13 protein-coding genes are annotated in these 15,301 nt (G+C 69.8%); 3 read left to right on the plus strand and 10 right to left on the minus strand.

Features of this window, described 5'->3' with window-relative positions:
• Positions 1–19: 19 nt before the first annotated feature.
• Entirely contained in the window at positions 20–1,213 is a 1,194-nt protein-coding gene (locus ABL310_RS24135) for an ABC transporter substrate-binding protein (RefSeq protein ID WP_349369536.1), read from the minus strand.
• A 469-nt stretch (positions 1,214–1,682) separates the two neighbouring features.
• On the opposite strand from ABL310_RS24135, the gene rpsA reads away from it, so the two are divergent.
• Positions 1,683–3,383: a 30S ribosomal protein S1 gene (rpsA, locus tag ABL310_RS24140; protein WP_349369537.1), complete on the plus strand. Its 1,701-nt coding sequence runs from the start codon at positions 1,683–1,685 to the stop codon at positions 3,381–3,383.
• Positions 3,384–3,657: 274 nt separating this feature from the next.
• Entirely contained in the window at positions 3,658–4,275 is a 618-nt protein-coding gene (locus ABL310_RS24145) for a TetR/AcrR family transcriptional regulator (protein ID WP_349372117.1), read from the plus strand.
• A gap of 5 nt (positions 4,276–4,280) precedes the next feature.
• Here ABL310_RS24145 and ABL310_RS24150 read toward each other — a convergent pair whose 3' ends face one another.
• The 3 genes from ABL310_RS24150 to hslU form a co-directional block, all read right to left on the minus strand.
• The gene (locus ABL310_RS24150) at positions 4,281–4,760 is read right to left on the minus strand and encodes a hypothetical protein (RefSeq protein WP_349369538.1); all 480 of its coding nucleotides are present in this window, start codon (positions 4,758–4,760) and stop codon (positions 4,281–4,283) included.
• 694 nt (positions 4,761–5,454) lie between these two features.
• A complete protein-coding gene (locus tag ABL310_RS24155) occupies positions 5,455–6,357 on the minus strand; it encodes a DUF4747 family protein (RefSeq protein ID WP_349369539.1) in 903 nt (300 codons plus the stop codon).
• A gap of 136 nt (positions 6,358–6,493) precedes the next feature.
• Positions 6,494–7,801: an ATP-dependent protease ATPase subunit HslU gene (hslU, locus tag ABL310_RS24160; RefSeq protein WP_349369540.1), complete on the minus strand. Its 1,308-nt coding sequence runs from the start codon at positions 7,799–7,801 to the stop codon at positions 6,494–6,496.
• 44 nt (positions 7,802–7,845) lie between these two features.
• On the opposite strand from hslU, the gene ABL310_RS24165 reads away from it, so the two are divergent.
• A complete protein-coding gene (locus ABL310_RS24165) occupies positions 7,846–8,442 on the plus strand; it encodes an AAA family ATPase (protein ID WP_349369541.1) in 597 nt (198 codons plus the stop codon).
• 29 nt (positions 8,443–8,471) lie between these two features.
• Here ABL310_RS24165 and hslV read toward each other — a convergent pair whose 3' ends face one another.
• The 6 genes from hslV to addA all read right to left on the minus strand — a co-directional run bounded on the left by hslV (position 8,472) and on the right by addA (position 15,299).
• Positions 8,472–9,005: an ATP-dependent protease subunit HslV gene (gene hslV / locus ABL310_RS24170; protein WP_349372118.1), complete on the minus strand. Its 534-nt coding sequence runs from the start codon at positions 9,003–9,005 to the stop codon at positions 8,472–8,474.
• A gap of 129 nt (positions 9,006–9,134) precedes the next feature.
• Positions 9,135–10,127, minus strand: coding sequence for a type I pantothenate kinase (coaA, locus tag ABL310_RS24175; protein ID WP_349369542.1), 993 nt, complete (start codon positions 10,125–10,127; stop codon positions 9,135–9,137).
• Entirely contained in the window at positions 10,124–10,483 is a 360-nt protein-coding gene (locus tag ABL310_RS24180; protein WP_349369543.1) for a phosphoribosyl-ATP diphosphatase, read from the minus strand. The genes coaA and ABL310_RS24180 overlap by 4 nt, the downstream gene beginning before the upstream one ends.
• A 22-nt stretch (positions 10,484–10,505) precedes the next feature.
• Positions 10,506–11,282: an imidazole glycerol phosphate synthase subunit HisF gene (gene hisF / locus ABL310_RS24185; protein WP_349369544.1), complete on the minus strand. Its 777-nt coding sequence runs from the start codon at positions 11,280–11,282 to the stop codon at positions 10,506–10,508.
• Positions 11,283–11,374: 92 nt separating this feature from the next.
• Positions 11,375–11,695 (minus strand): thioredoxin, encoded by a 321-nt coding sequence (trxA, locus tag ABL310_RS24190; RefSeq protein ID WP_349369545.1) that lies wholly within the window; start codon positions 11,693–11,695, stop codon positions 11,375–11,377.
• Positions 11,696–11,834: 139 nt separating this feature from the next.
• Positions 11,835–15,299, minus strand: a complete 3,465-nt coding sequence (gene addA / locus ABL310_RS24195) for a double-strand break repair helicase AddA (RefSeq protein ID WP_349372119.1) — start codon at positions 15,297–15,299, stop codon at positions 11,835–11,837.
• Positions 15,300–15,301: the final 2 nt, after the last annotated feature.

A 15,301-nucleotide genomic window follows, 5' to 3' on the forward strand; every position in this document is an offset into this window, starting at 1 on the left:
CCGGCGCGCGTTCACGCGATCAGCGGAAGCCGACCGTGACGATCTCGCCGTCCTCGATCTCGAAGATGCGATAGGAGCCGGCGGCTTCGCCCGGTCCGATCATCTCGACGCCGGTCGCGCCCTCGTAGTCGATCTCCCCGCCGTCGGCGAGGATCTGGAGGCCCTTGGCGAGCTCGCCCGGCAGGATCACCTCGCCCGGCTCGTTGGCGACGGCGGTCACCGCCTCGGCGATGGCGGCGCGATCGGTGGAGCCGGCCGCCTGCATGGCGAGCGCCAGCAACGCGCCCGCGTCGTAGCTCTCGCCGGTATAGGTGGCCGAGCCCTGGAAGCCGGCCTCGTCGGCCATCTTCTGGAAGGTCTCGGAGCCCGGATTGTCGGAGCCCGGCACCGCGCCGACGACCTTGCCGTAGAGCTCGGAGCCGATGGCGTCGACGATGGACTGGCCGTGCATGCCGTCACCGAAGACGAACTGGTCGAACGCGCCGGTATCGAGCGCCGCCTGGACGATGCCGCGGCCGCCCTGGTCGAGATAGCCGAAGACGACGAGCGTGTCGGCGCCCGAGGCCGAGAGCGCGCCGACCTCGGCCGAGTAGTCGGCCCGGCCGTCCTCGTGGGCGGCCGAGATCAGCACCGCGTGGCCCAGCGCCTCGAACGCCGAGGTGAAGCTGTCCGCGAGGCCCTTGCCGTAGTCGTTGTTGGTGTAGGTGACGGCGACCTCGTCGATGCCGCGCTCGTCGAGCACGTTCGCGATCACCTCGCCCTGGCGGGCGTCGGACGGGGCCGTGCGGAAGAAGAGGCCCTGGTCGTCGATGGTCGACAGCGCCGGCGAGGTGGCCGAGGGCGAGATCATCGGCACGCCGTTGGGGACGGCGACGTTGTTGACGATGGCGGTGGTCACGCCCGAGCAGTCCGCGCCCATGATGGCGACGACGTTGTCGGAGGTGATCAGGCGCTCGGCCGTGGCGGTCGCCGCGGCGGCGTCGATGCAGGTGGAATCGCCGCGCACCGGCTCGATGGTGCGGCCGCCGAGCAGCAGGCCGCTGTCGGACGCCTCCTCGAAGGCGAGCTCGGCGGAGGCCGCCATGTTCGGCGTGATGGACTCGATCGGTCCGGTGAAGCCGAGAATGATCCCCACGGGCACGGGGCCGTCCTGCGCCGTGGCCGGAAACGCCGCCAGCGTCGCGGCCGCCGTGGCCAGAAGAAGCTTCTTCATGTTCGCTCTCTCCCTCGTCTCTGGTTCCCCGCCGAGCCGAGCCGTTCCCTGCGGCTCGGACGGAGTCCGGATTATTCCTAATGCAAGGCTTCCTCGGGCGCTACGGCGCAACGTCGGGATCGGGCCCGATTTTCGCGCGCCGGCCCGCCGCACCCGCCCGGCGCGCCCAAATGCACGCAGACGCCTTGCCTGTCCAGGCTTTTTCCGCTATCACGCGCCGATCCGAGTGGACGCCCCCGGGCGCCGTCTCACCCACGCGTGTGCGCACGCGGGCGAGGCTGCGCCGCGACGCGGCGGCGCGCCGTTCGGACGAGACCGTCACCGCCCGCCGTCCTAGCGCCGGCCCGCTCCTCAGGGGAGCGGCAGCCCGAGCGGCTTTCGCGCACCGGAAGCCTCGAGGGCGCGGCGAGCGGAGACGAACCGCAACGCCAACCGTCGGCGCACGCCCGACAGGGCACAAGGAGATTGAATGTCCGCTTCCATGCAAACCGCGCCCAGCCGTGAGGATTTCGCGGCGCTGCTCGAGGAATCGTTCCAGAAGAACGAGGTGGCCGAGGGCTCCGTCGTCAAGGGCAAGGTCGTCGCCATCGAGAAGGATGTCGCCGTCATCGACATCGGGGCGAAGACCGAAGGGCGCGTCGCCCTCAAGGAATTCGTCGGCCCCGGCCGCGACGAGCCGATCGACGTCGGCTCCGAGGTCGAGGTCTACGTCGATCGCGTCGAGAACGCGCTCGGCGAGGCGGTCATCTCGCGCGAGAAGGCCCGCCGCGAGGAGAGCTGGGTGAAGCTCGAGAAGGCCTTCGAGGCCAACGAGCGCGTCTCCGGCATGATCTTCAACCAGGTGAAGGGCGGCTATACGGTCGACCTCGACGGCGCCGTGGCGTTCCTGCCGCGCTCGCAGGTCGACATCCGGCCGGTGCGCGACGTCACCCCGCTGATGGGCGTGCCGCAGCCGTTCCAGATCCTGAAGATGGACCGCCGCCGCGGCAACATCGTGGTGTCGCGCCGCACCGTGCTCGAGGAGAGCCGCGCCGAGCAGCGCTCGGAGCTGGTGGCCAACCTCGAGGAGGGCCAGGTTATCGAGGGCGTGGTGAAGAACATCACCGAGTACGGCGCCTTCGTGGATCTCGGCGGCATCGACGGCCTGCTGCACGTCACCGACATGGCGTGGCGTCGCGTCAACCATCCGTCCGAGGTCGTGCAGATCGGCCAGACCGTCAAGGTCAAGATCATCAAGATCAACCACGAGACGCACCGCATCTCGCTGGGCATCAAGCAGCTGCTCGCCGATCCGTGGGAGGGCATCGCCGCCCGCTACCCGGTCAACGCCCGCTTCAAGGGCCGCGTGACCAACATCACGGATTACGGCGCGTTCGTCGAGCTCGAGCCGGGCATCGAGGGGCTGATCCACGTCTCCGAGATGTCCTGGACGAAGAAGAACGTCCATCCGGGCAAGATCGTCTCCACCTCCCAGGAGGTCGAGGTCCAGATCCTCGAGGTCGATCCGGTCAAGCGCCGCATCTCGCTGGGCCTCAAGCAGACGCTCCAGAACCCCTGGGACGCCTTCGCCGAGGCTCATCCGGTGGGCTCGGTGGTCGAGGGCGAGGTCAAGAACAAGACCGAGTTCGGCCTGTTCATCGGCCTCGAGGGCGACGTGGACGGCATGGTCCACCTCTCCGACCTCGACTGGAACCGTCCCGGCGAGCAGGTGATCGAGGAGTTCAAGAAGGGCGACATGGTGCGCGCCCAGGTCCTCGACGTCGACGTCGACAAGGAGCGCATCTCGCTCGGCATCAAGCAGCTCGCGGGCGACCCCTTCGCGGACGCCGGCGAGATCCGCAAGGGCCAGGTGGTCACCTGCGAGGTGCTCGAGGTGAAGGAAGCCGGCATCGAGGTGAAGATCGTCGACACCGATCTCGGCACCTTCATCCGTCGCGCCGAGCTCGCGCGCGACCGCGCCGACCAGCGCCCCGAGCGCTTCGCCCCCGGCGAGAAGCTCGACGCTCGCGTGACCCAGTTCGACCGCAAGGCGCGCCGCGTCCAGCTGTCGATCAAGGCGCTCGAGGTGGCCGAGGAGAAGGAGGCGATCGCCCAGTACGGGTCGACCGATTCCGGCGCCTCGCTCGGCGACATCCTCGGCGCGGCCCTCAAGGCCCGCGACAAGAAGTGAGGTCACGCGCCGGGCGACCGGCGCGCCCCGACCGAAACGAAGAGCCCCGCGCGAGCGATCCTCGCGCGGGGCTTTTTTCTGCGGCGAGTCCCGCGCCCCGCGCCGCCGGGGTGGGGCGGCCTGCGCGAGGGAACGCATGGTCCGGAACCGTGCCGCACGCTGCTTTCTGCTGGCGCGGCATGCGCTTGCCGGGCATGCTCAGGCGTCGGGCGCGCCGCGCGCCGCCGCCGGCGCGCGCGAGAACCGCACCGGCCGTACGGAAACGGAGGGCCGCATGCGCAAGGGCGAGGAGACCCGCAGGCGCATCCTGGACGTCGCCGAAGGCCTCGTGCTCGAGAAGGGCTTCGGCGCGACCTCGATCGACGAGCTGATCGCCGCCACCGACCTGACGAAGAGCGGCTTCTTCTACCATTTCAAGGACAAGAACGAGCTCGCCCGGGCGCTGCTGCTGCGCTACGTCGACCAGGACGAGCAGGTCTACGACGAGGTCTTCGGCCGCGCCCGCGAGCTCGCCGACGACCCGCTGCAGAGCTTCCTCGTCGGCCTCAAGCTGCTGGCCGAGCGCATGGCGGACCTGCCGAGCGGCCATCCCGGCTGCCTCGTCGCGGTGAGCTGCTACGGCGAGCGGCTGTTCGACCGCACGGTGCGCGAGATCAACCGCGAGGCCGCCCTGCTCTGGCGCCGGCGCTTCCGCGCCATGCTGGAGGAGATCGCCGCCGTCCACCCGCCGCGCGAGCCGGTGGACCTCGACGACCTCGCCGACTTCGTCTCCTCCGTGCTGGAAGGCGGCATCGTGCTCTCGAAGGCGCTGGCCGAGCCGCGCACGCTCGAGCGGCAGATCCTGACGCTGCGCACCACGATCCGGGCCCTGTTCACGCCGGCGCGGGGGTGAGAGCCTCAGTTCAGGGCGAGGAAGGCGCCGCGCCGGGGGGCGGCTTCCGCCGTGCGGAACCCGGGCGCGCGCGGCTCGACGGGCCCGGGCGGGACCGATCCCGTGATCGCGGGTGCGGCGGCGAGCACGACCGTCGCTCCGGGACGTCGCGGCGGCAGGAAACGGGCGGGCGCGACGGACGCCGTCGCGACCCGCGCCTCCACGCGCGGCCGGCTGGCCACATAGGCGCGCCAGAAGGCGGCGTGGCGGGGCCCGAGCCGCGCGGCGACCAGCGCCCGCAGGGCGGGCGAGGCCGCGCCGGGCGCGTCGTAGGCCGGCAGCGACCCGTCCGCCTGCACCACCCGCGCGCCGTCGACGGTCACGATGACGTCGCCGGGCCGCAGGGTCGCGTCGCCGTCGGCGAACGGGTTCGCGGCTGCGGGCATGGCGGCGAGGACGAGCGCCATCGCCGCGGCTCCGGCCAGCATGCCCGCGACTCGTCCCATGCGCCCTCCGCCCGCGTTCGAGAACGGGCGCAGGAGAGCGGAGCGTTAGGGATTCATCAACCTTGATATGGCGTCAAGGTTAAGCACTTCGGACCGGTAGGGCCGAGAGATTACGTTTGATCATTCTGGGGCGGCATCTGATCATACCATGCCGAGAGTCGAAAAATTGCTAGAGTTGCCGCTAAGGATAAAATTATTGAATACATGAATATCATAAATGACAAACCCCAAGCGATTGTCACAAAAACTACTCTCATCGCCGATCCGGGGAGAAGTACTTGGTCAATGATAGGAAAGATAATTGCCAACGAACTCAGTGGCCGTGTAGAAAGAATTACTACCGTTAAAAGGGCAAATATCTGCATCACTACAAAGTGAGCAAACGTAGCACTGATGCCAATGAATGGGCTCTGTGTTCCGTCCGGGCCACTGCCCCTTATCATTTCCTGAAATCTTTGGTTTCCGAAAGACATAAGAATCGCATAGCCGCCCAGGGTAAACCCAAGCAGGCTCGGCAAAATCCCAAGCGGAATGGACCACCAGCCAGGCTTGGACCACAGTCCAAGCGCTAGGATTGTACACAAGAATGAAACATGAAGATAAGGAGAGGATAAAACTTCTTTGATACCGCCATACGCGCGCCAGTATTGCCCAAATGAGCGCTGAAACCGACGATAACGTTGCGGATACAGGTTCATTCATCCATTCCGTTTTTCCGAGTCATAATAGAAAGCAACTTCTTTCCAGCATCGAGGAGCTCACCAATTCCGATAGAGCCCCGATCCGCGAACCACTCGCTGACAAGAAGCGGATGTTCCGCAGTCGATCGTCTGACCGGCAGTCCTTCTTCATCATAACCGCTCGCCTCAACGCGACCATTCCTGGTCGCAACATCTGCAAGCTCCATCGTTGCATCATCAGCAACCAGAGACTCCTTACGATCGGTTTTGTATACTACTTCGGCTGAAGAAGCCCGCATCCGCGCCAAGCGCCGTTCGATCTCATCATCATAGCTGCCGAGGTCATCGGGATTCGGACGTTTGACAAAGATCCTGAGCTCTCGAAGGTACTTTATACCCACAATCTCATGGAGTCGCTCTTTATCCGCTATGAGGGTGATCTCGACCGGTCCATATTTTTCTGCAAGTTGAGTGGACGCAAACAGGCGCTCCAGATAGCGGAACATAATTCCTGGGCTAACCGTTACTTGCTCGGCTTTCTGAACGAACACAAATGTGTGTTCGTTCGTGAAAAAGACGAAATTCAGTGGTACATAGTTCGGCTTCAGAGAAGCTGGTATCGAAATACTCTTCGTTGCGTTCTCAGACGCAATATCCATATTCTCGGAATCAAACCAAGGAAGATCAAAGTCTATTTCAGTAAACCTGGCAATTGTTCCCGTAATGAAACCTTCATCGGCACGACTGAAGTTAAGTGAGCTCAGCAACATTCTCTGCTCGCCGAAAACGGCGACTGTGAGCTTGAGCTCAAAAGCTGAGTTGAATAAGGCAATGTATGTATCCGCACTGTGAGGATGGGTGACGACATTAACACCGCCGACCGTGATCCTTTTTCCCCGAGCCGCTCGCTTCGCCATTTATGCCCCCAAAGAATCGATACGCTCCACGACGAACATAACGAAGGATCGCATCGTGTGTAAAGTGCAGCACAGCAGAACATTGCGCGTAGGCCGCTAGCGCGAAGCACACCTTCTGCCATCGTCGTGCCTCCCCTCACAAAATGAACCGGCTCAGATCCGCGTTCTTCGCCAGGTCCGCCACCCGGGAGCGGACGTACTCCCCGTCCACCGTCACCGTGTCGCCGGCCTTCTCCGGCGCGGCGAAGGAGATCTCGTCGAGGGTGCGCTCGATCACGGTCTGGAGCCGCCGGGCGCCGATGTTCTCGACGTTGGAGTTCACCTCCACCGCGATCCGCGCCAGCGCGTCGATGCCGTCGTCGGTGAAGGCGAGGGTGACGCCCTCGGTCTCCATCAGCGCCACCGACTGCTTGATCAGGCTCGCCTCCGTCTCGGTGAGGATGCGGCGGAAGTCGTCGACGTCGAGCGGGGAGAGCTCGACGCGGATCGGCAGGCGCCCCTGCAGCTCCGGCAGGAGGTCGGAGGGCTTCGAGACGTGGAAGGCGCCGGACGCGATGAACAGGATGTGGTCGGTCTTCACCGGCCCGTGCTTGGTCGCGACGGTGGTGCCCTCGATGAGCGGCAGCAGGTCGCGCTGCACGCCCTCGCGGGAGACGTCGGCGCCCTGGCGGCCCTCGCGGGCGCAGACCTTGTCGATCTCGTCGAGGAAGACGATCCCGGCGTTCTCCACCTCGCGGATGGCGTCCTGGGTCAGCGCCTCCTGGTCGAGCAGCTTGTCGCTCTCCTCGGCGATCAAGGGCTCATAGGCGTCCCCCACGGTGATGCGGCGGGGCTTGGTGCGCCCGCCGAAGGCCTTGCCGAACATGTCTCCGAGCGAGATCGCGCCGACCGACGCGCCGGGCATGCCGGGGAGCTCGAACATCGGCATGCCCGACGCGCCCGCCTGCATCTCGAGCTCGATCTCCTTGTCGTCGAGCAGGCCCTCGCGCAGCTTCTTGCGGAACGAATCCCGCGTCGCCTGGCTGGCGGACGGCCCGACGAGGGCGTCGAGCACGCGCTCCTCGGCGGCCATCTCGGCCTTGGCCTTCACCGAGCGCCGGCGCTCCTCCTTGACGAGGCCGATGGCGATCTCGACGAGGTCGCGCACGATCTGCTCGACGTCGCGGCCGACATAGCCCACCTCGGTGAACTTCGTCGCCTCGACCTTGAGGAAGGGCGCCCGGGCCAGCTTGGCGAGGCGCCGCGCGATCTCGGTCTTGCCGCAGCCGGTGGGGCCGATCATCAGGATGTTCTTGGGCATCACCTCGTCCTTGATCGGACCGGTGAGCTGCTGGCGACGCCAGCGGTTGCGCAGCGCGATGGCGACCGCGCGCTTGGCGTCCGTCTGCCCGACGATGTAACGATCGAGCTCGGAGACGATCTCGCGGGGGGAGAAGGTGGTCATGCCGGATCCTGTGATGATCGGTGCGCTGTGAAGAGGGGAACGCGATGGCGCCCAAACTGTGGCTGATCGCCGGGGCGAACGGCGTCGGCAAGACGACCTACGCCTTCCGCCATATCCGCGCCGTGTCGGGTTCCGACGAATTCGTGAATCTCGACGAGCTCGCCCGCGGCATCTCCCCGCTGAACGTCGAGAAGGGCCGAATTCGGGCGTCGCGGACGGCGGTCGGCCTGATCGAGGACCTGATCGCCGCCCGGCGCTCGTTCTCGGTCGAGACGACGCTCGCCGGCCGTACGCATCTGCGCACGATCGACGCCGCGCATGCGGCCGGGATGGAGGTCGCGATCCTGTATTTCGCGGTGGCGCGGGTGGAGACCTGCCTCGGCCGCATCGCCCGGCGCGTCGCGGAAGGCGGGCACGACGTGCCCGAGGCCGAGGCGCGCCGCCGCTGGGCGCGCTCGCTCGCGAATTTCGGCAGCTATGCCGGCAAAGCCGATCTGTGGCGCGTCTTCGCCGCCGACGCCAGGCCGACCATCGTCGCCGAGGGCCGAGGCGGCTGCATCGCCCTGCGCGGCGAGACCGCCGGCCTGCCGCCGCCGCTCGCCGAGGCGCTCGACGCCATGCCGCCCTGCCCGGAGGCGTGAGGGCGCGATCGCGGCGTGCCCGGCCGGCATCAGACGGCGCTCTCCAGGCTTTCGACGACGAGGTTGCCGTTGGTGTAGACGCAGATGTCGGCCGCGATCTGCAGCGAGCGACGCACGATGGTCTCGGCGTCGAGATCGGTGTCGGCCAGCGCGCGGGCCGCGGCGAGCGCGTAGTTGCCGCCGGAACCGATGGCCATGACGCCCGACTCCGGCTCCAGCACGTCCCCCGCGCCGGAGAGGAGGAGCCCGACGTCCTTGTCGGCGACGAGCATCATGGCTTCCAGCCGGCGCAGGTAGCGGTCCGTGCGCCAGTCCTTGGTCAGCTCGACGCAGGCGCGCACCAGCTGCCCGGGATATTGCTCGAGCTTGGCCTCGAGCCGCTCGAACAGCGTGAACGCGTCAGCCGTGGCGCCGGCGAAGCCGCCGATCACCGAGCCCTTGGCCAGCGTACGCACCTTGCGCGCGTTGCCCTTCACGATGGTCTGGCCGAGGCTCACCTGCCCGTCGCCGCCGATGACGAGCGTGCCGCCTTTCCGGACCATCAGGATCGTGGTGGCGTGCATGCGTGGGGCGGCGGAATCGTCGTGCGACACGAGGCGGGCTCCGTTGGGATGGATCGGCGTCTCGGGTGACTTAAGCAGCGCGGCCGGAATTTCCAACGGCCCGGCGGTCGACCGCGCGGCCGATCCGCCTCACAGCCGCCGCAGCGAGACGTCCTCGATGCGATGGCTCGCGCCCTTCTTCAGGATCAGGCTCGCCCGCTGGCGGGTGGGCAGGATGTTCTCGCGCAGGTTCGGCAGGTTGATGCGGTTCCACAGCCCGTCGGCGATCTCCATCGCCTTGGCCTCGTCGAGCTCGGCGTAGCGGCGAAAGAAGGAGCGCGGGTCGCGGAAGGCCGTGTGGCGCAGCCGCAGGAAGCGGTTGACGTACCAGCGGTGCAGATCCGCCTCGTCGGCGTCGAGATAGATCGAGAAGTCGAAGAAGTCGGACACGAACGGGATCGCCGTGCCGTCCTTGGGCAGGCGCGCCGGCTGGAGCACGTTCAGCCCCTCGACGATGAGGATGTCCGGGCGCTCGACGACCACCTCCTCGCCGGGCACGACGTCGTAGACGAGGTGCGAGTAGAGCGGCGCGCGCACGGTGCTCTCGCCGGACTTGATGGCGTTGAGGAAGCGCAGCAAGGCCGCCGTGTCGTAGCTCTCCGGAAAGCCCTTGCGCTCCATGAGCCCCAGCCGCGACAGCTCGGCGTTGGGCAGGAGGAAGCCGTCCGTGGTGACCAGCGTCACCTTGGGCGTGTTCGGCCAGCGGGCGAGGAGCGCCTCCAGCACGCGCGCCGTGGTCGACTTGCCCACCGCCACCGAGCCCGCGACGCCGATGATGTAGGGCGACTTCACCTCGTTCTCGGCCAAGAGGAAGCGCTGCGTCGCCTTGAACAGCCCCTGGGTCGCCGCGACGTAGAGCGAGAGCAGCCGCGAGAGCGGCAGGTAGATGGCGATGACCTCGTCGAGGGAGATCGGGTCGTTGAGAGATTGCAGCCGGTCGACCTCCTCCGCCGTGAGGGTCAGCGGCGTGTCGGCGCGCAAGGATGCCCATTCGTCGCGGGTGAAGCGGCGATAGGGCGAGATGTCGCCGCGCTGGGCGGCCTCGGCGAGGGTCTCGCGGTGGGCGGGATCGACCGGGTTCACGGGCGGCCTCCCTCGGCCGGATCGGGGGCGCGCACGCCGTCCTCCGTACGCGCGGCCTTCTCGGCGAGGCCGGAACGGCCGGTGCGCGCCTCGAGCTCGGCCATGACCTCGTCGAGCGCGACGCCGCGGGCCTGGAGCAGGCAGAGCAGGTGATAGAGCACGTCGGCGCTCTCGGAGACGAGCGCCGCGCGGTCGCCCGCCGTCGCGGCGATGACGGCCTCGACCGCCTCCTCGCCGAACTTCTTGGCGGCGCGCTGCGGATCGGCGACGAGCCGGGCGGTGTAGGACTCGTCCGGCGAGGCGGCCGCGCGCGCGGCGAGGATGCGGGCGAGATCGGGGAGGGTGAAGCCGGTCATCGGAAGCGCTCGCCGGGCGGGGTCAGGCGTCGAGCCGCACGGGGAGCCCCGCGTCGGCCATGGCGCGCTTGGCTTCGCCGATCGTGTGCTCGCCGAAATGGAAGATCGAGGCGGCCAGCACGGCGCTGGCGTGGCCGTCGCGCACGCCGGCGACGAGATGGTCGAGGGTGCCGACGCCGCCGGACGCGATGACCGGCACGGAGACCGCGTCGGCGATCGTGCGCATCAGCGCGACGTCGTAGCCGGACTTGGTGCCGTCCTTGTCCATGGAGGTGACGAGGAGCTCGCCGGCGCCGAGCGCCACGACCTCCTTCGCGTAGGCGATCGCGTCGAGGCCGGTGGCCTTGCGCCCGCCATGGGTGAAGATCTCCCAGCGGGTCGGTTCGCCCTCGGCAGAGACGCGCTTGGCGTCGATGGCCACCACGATGCACTGCGCGCCGAACTTCTCCGAGGCGCGGCGGACGAAATCGCGGTCCGCGACGGCGGCGGTGTTGATCGAGACCTTGTCGGCCCCCGCCAGCAGGAGCGCGCGGATGTCGTCCACCGTGCGCACGCCGCCGCCCACGGTGAGCGGCATGAAGCAGGCCTCCGCCGTGCGGGTGACGACGTCGAGAAGGATGCCGCGATCCTCGTGGCTCGCGGTGATGTCGAGGAAGCAGAGCTCGTCCGCGCCCGCCCGGTCGTAGGCCACGGCGCATTCGACGGGATCGCCCGCGTCGCGCAGGTCGACGAACTGCACGCCCTTGACGACGCGGCCGTCCTTGACGTCGAGGCAGGGGATCAGGCGGGTCTTGAGCATGGGTCCGGGTCTCTCGCGCGGCCCGCCGGGGAGGGGCGGGCCGCGGAACTCTCATGCAAGAGGGGCGAGAGGCCCGTCAAGCGTGGGCGGGATCAGACGTTCGCCTCGATCCAGCGCTGGAGGTCGCCCTTGGGCGCGGCGCCGACCTTCTGGGAGGCGAGCTGGCCGCCCTTGAAGATCATCAGCGTCGGGATCGAGCGGATGCCGAGCTGGCCGGCGACGCCGGGGTTCTCGTCGACGTTGATCTTGGCGATCTTGACCTTGCCGGCCATGTCGCCGGCGATCTCCTCGAGGGCCGGGCCGATCATCCGGCAGGGGCCGCACCACTCGGCCCAGAAATCCACGACCACGGGCTCGCCGGACTGCAGCACGTCCGCCTCGAAGCTCTGGTCGGTCACCTTCATCGTCGCCATGGAATAGGTTCCTTGCTTGTCGGGGCGGCCGCGCGCCGCCCGCTGTCTGCGCGTGTTGAGCGCAAGGTAGGCGTCGCCCGCGCGCCGATCAAGCGCGCGGGATTGCGCATGCGGGCGGGCGGCGGGTCCCGGGCGGGCCTCAACCGCCCGCCTCCCGGCGGCGGCGCGCGGCGATGGCGAGGCCCTCCTCCAGCTCCGCCGGCGAGAGGGTCCGCACGGTGGGGCCCGCGGTCCAGACGAGGCGGGCCTCGATGCGCCGCTCCGGCCAGATCCGCGCGAGCAGCGCAGCATAGAGGGCGAGCTGCGCGCGCGTGGTCTCGGGGAGCGGCGCGTCGGGCGCGGGCGGGCGCGCGGCGGTCTTGAAGTCGGCGAAGAACACGGCCTCGTCCGTGATCGCGAGCCGGTCGATCTGGCCGGCGACGGCGATCTCGACGCCGTCCGGCAGGCGCACCCGGCCGGCCACCGGCGCCTCCGCCAGGGCCTCGGGGGCGAACAGGGGCGCGAGCCGGGGGTCGGCGATGACGGCGCAGGCGTCGGAGACGATCGCCCCGCGCGTGTTTTCGTCGAGGCCCCTGGCCCGGGCGTCGACGAAGGCGCGCGCCGCCTGCGCGCGCGCCGCCTCCGGCAGGGCGGGGAGGCGTTCGATCAGGGCGTGGATCAGCGTGCCGCGCAGGCGCGCGGCGGCGACGAAGGGCTTGTCCGCCGGGCGCGGCCGGCGATCGGCGGCGGAGAGCGCGTTCGACGGGCGCAGCGGCGGGGGCGCCTCGCGCTCCTGCGCGGCGGGGGCGAAGAGCCAGGCGGGGGGCTCCGCCGGCGCGGGCGCGGGGGCCTCGCTGGCGCCGGGCGCGCCGGAACCCGCCGGCACGTCGGCGTTCTCGCGCCAGACGAGGGCGCCCGCGACATAGGGCAGGTCGGCCTCGGCAGGGCCGGGCGCGTCCGCGAGCGCGACGCGGACCATGGTCGACCAGGCGGTCTCCGGCTCGTCGCGGTCGGCGCGGTTGAGGAAGGGCGCGACCACGAGATGGCTCTCGGCGCGGGTGAGGGCGACGTAGAGGAGGCGGTTCGCCTCCTCGGCGGCGCGGGCCTTGGCGGCCTCGCGGGCCGTGGCGAGGGGCGCGCAATCGAGCTCCTTCGACGGGGCCCAGACCGGCAGCGGCTCGTCGCGATCGTCGGCCAGCTCGAGCAGGGCCGAGAGCCGGCCCGCCTGCGCGCCCGCGTCGTCGAGCACGATCACGACCGGGGCCTCGAGCCCCTTGGCGCCGTGCACCGTCATCACGCGCACCTCGTCGGCGACGCTCTCGAGGTCGCGCTTGATTTCGCGCTCGATGCCCTCGAAGCCGGCGAGGAAGCGCGCCAGCGACGGCGCCTCCGGCGCTTCCGCCTCCCGGGCGAGGCCGAGGAAGGCGTCGATGGCGTCGCCGGCTTCCGACCCGAGGCGGGAGACGAGGGCGCGCCGCCCGCCCCGCGGGCCGAGCAGGGCGGCGTAGAAGCCGAACGGCCCGTGCGCGGCGGCGAGCCCGCGCCAGGCGTCGAGCGCCTCGCGCCCGCGCCGCGCGGCGGGGTCGCCCGCCTCGGCCGCCCGGGCGAGGGCGGCGGCGAGGCTCGTCTCCCCGCCGCGGCGCGCGGCGATGCGCACGAGATCGTCGTCGTCGAGGCCGACGAGGGGCGATTTCAGCGCGGTCGCGAGGGTGAGATCGTCGTCGGGCAGGAGCGCCGCGCGGCCGGCGGCGATCAGGTCCTCCACCGCGATGTGGCGGGTGAGCGAGAGCCGGTCGGCGCCGGCGACGGGGATGCCGCGGTCCTTCAGCGCCTTGATCACCGCGTGGAAGGCGGCGTTGCGCTTGCGCACCAGGACGAGCACGTCGCCCGGCCGGCGCACGCGCCCGCAATGATCGCCCGTCGTCGTCCAGGTCGAAACCGCCTTGGCGATGCGCCGCGCCGTGACGACGGCCGGCGCGTGCGCCTCCACCGCGTCGACCGGATGCGTCCAGGCGTCGGGCTCGGCCGCGGGGCTCGGCCGCTCGCAGGGCCAGAGCTCGACGAGGCCCGGCGCCTCGGGCCGCACGCTCTCGTGCACGGTGCCGACCGCATCGTCCGACGGGTCGAGGCCGCGATAATGCGCGGGCAGGGCGAAGACCGTGTCGACGGCACGCAGCACGGTGGGCGCCGAGCGGAAGGAGACGGTGAGCGGCACCTCCTCGAACGGGTAGCCGCCCGCCGCGGCGAGGCCCCTCCAGTGCCGGCGGCTCTCCTCGAACCGGCGCGGATCCGCCCCCTGAAACGAGTAGATCGACTGCTTCGGGTCCCCCACGGCGAAGATCGTGCGCGGCCTCTCACCGGCGGCGCCGGCGCCCGCGTGGAAGTCCTGCGTGATGTGGCGCAGGACCTCCCATTGCTCGGGATTGGTGTCCTGCGCCTCGTCGACGAGGACGTGGTCGATGCCGCGGTCGAGCTTGTAGAGCAGCCAGGCCGCCTCCCCGCGGCGCAGCAGCTCCAGCGTCTTGCGGATCAGGTCGTCGAAGTCGAGCGCGCCGAGCCGGCGCTTCTCCGCCTCGACCCGCTCGAAGATCGCGCCCGCCAGCGCGAACAGCGCGCTCGTGCGCGAGAGCGCGGCGGCGGCGCGGCGACGCTCGTCGAGGGCGACGAGCCGGTCGCGCTCGCCGATCAGGCGGGCCTTCACCGCCTCGCCCAGCGCCTTGGTGGCGAGGCTGCGGTCGGCCTTGGGGCCGCTCTTGCCGAAGAACAGCCCGCGATAGGCGGCGCGCCGGGCGGCGTCGTCGCGCGCCTCGGCCATCGCCTGCAGGCAGGCGGCCTGCTTGGCGTCGGTCGACGCGCCGCTCGCGAGGAAGGCCGAGGCGAGCTCCGCGCGCTCGCCCGCGGGCAGCGCGCCGGCGAGCATGGCGGCCTCGATCGCCGCCTCGTCCTCGCCCTCGGCGACGCCGAGCGCCGCGGCGAGCCGGCGGAGCGCATCGGCCCGGCTCTCGGGCGCGCCGAGCACGTCCTTGCAGGCGAGCGCCTCGCGCAGGACGCCGTCGAGCCGATCGCCGGCGACATGGGCGTTGACCGCGGCGAAGGCCTCCGCCGCCGCGCCGTCGCCGAGCGCCGCGGCGGCGAGAACGCCCTTCTTCGCGGCCTGCATCAGCTCGTTCGCCTGGTCGTCGTCGAGGACGACGAAGCTCGCCGGCACGTTGGCCTCGAACGGCGCGATGTGCAGGAGCCGCTCGCAGAAGGCGTGGATCGTCTCGATCTTGAGCCCGCCCGGCGTCTCCACCGCCCGCGCGAACAGCCGGCGGGCGGCGACGAGGCGGCGCGCGTCCGGGCGCCGGCCGTCGAGGGCCTCGAGCCGGGCGGACAGCCCGGAATCGTCGAGGCTCACCCATTGCGAGAGCGTGTCGAAGATGCGGATCGACATGTTGGCCGCCGCGGCCTTGGTGAAGGTGAGGCACAGGATGCGCCCCGGCGGCGTGCCCTCCAGCATCAGCCGCATCACCCGGTCGGTGAGGACCTTGGTCTTGCCCGAGCCGGCGTTCGCCGAGACCCAGGCCGAGAGGCCGGGATCGGCGGCGCGGCGCTGGTGGGCGATCACCTGCGGCGGGATTTTCATGA

Source organism: Salinarimonas sp., from assembly GCF_040111675.1.
Lineage (GTDB): Bacteria > Pseudomonadota > Alphaproteobacteria > Rhizobiales > Beijerinckiaceae > Salinarimonas.

Bases quoted from the DNA above. Each gene is read 5' to 3' on its own strand.
- ABL310_RS24135 (WP_349369536.1), bottom strand. From the start codon at position 1,213: ATGAAGAAGCTTCTTCTGGCCACGGCGGCCGCGACGCTGGCGGCGTTT.
- ABL310_RS24145 (WP_349372117.1), top strand. From the start codon at position 3,658: ATGCGCAAGGGCGAGGAGACCCGCAGGCGCATCCTGGACGTCGCCGAA.
- ABL310_RS24150 (WP_349369538.1), bottom strand. From the start codon at position 4,760: ATGGGACGAGTCGCGGGCATGCTGGCCGGAGCCGCGGCGATGGCGCTC.
- ABL310_RS24165 (WP_349369541.1), top strand. From the start codon at position 7,846: ATGGCGCCCAAACTGTGGCTGATCGCCGGGGCGAACGGCGTCGGCAAG.
- rpsA (WP_349369537.1), top strand. From the start codon at position 1,683: ATGTCCGCTTCCATGCAAACCGCGCCCAGCCGTGAGGATTTCGCGGCG.
- addA (WP_349372119.1), bottom strand. From the start codon at position 15,299: ATGAAAATCCCGCCGCAGGTGATCGCCCACCAGCGCCGCGCCGCCGAT.
- trxA (WP_349369545.1), bottom strand. From the start codon at position 11,695: ATGGCGACGATGAAGGTGACCGACCAGAGCTTCGAGGCGGACGTGCTG.
- ABL310_RS24180 (WP_349369543.1), bottom strand. From the start codon at position 10,483: ATGACCGGCTTCACCCTCCCCGATCTCGCCCGCATCCTCGCCGCGCGC.
- ABL310_RS24155 (WP_349369539.1), bottom strand. From the start codon at position 6,357: ATGGCGAAGCGAGCGGCTCGGGGAAAAAGGATCACGGTCGGCGGTGTT.
- hisF (WP_349369544.1), bottom strand. From the start codon at position 11,282: ATGCTCAAGACCCGCCTGATCCCCTGCCTCGACGTCAAGGACGGCCGC.
- hslV (WP_349372118.1), bottom strand. From the start codon at position 9,005: ATGCACGCCACCACGATCCTGATGGTCCGGAAAGGCGGCACGCTCGTC.
- hslU (WP_349369540.1), bottom strand. From the start codon at position 7,801: ATGACCACCTTCTCCCCCCGCGAGATCGTCTCCGAGCTCGATCGTTAC.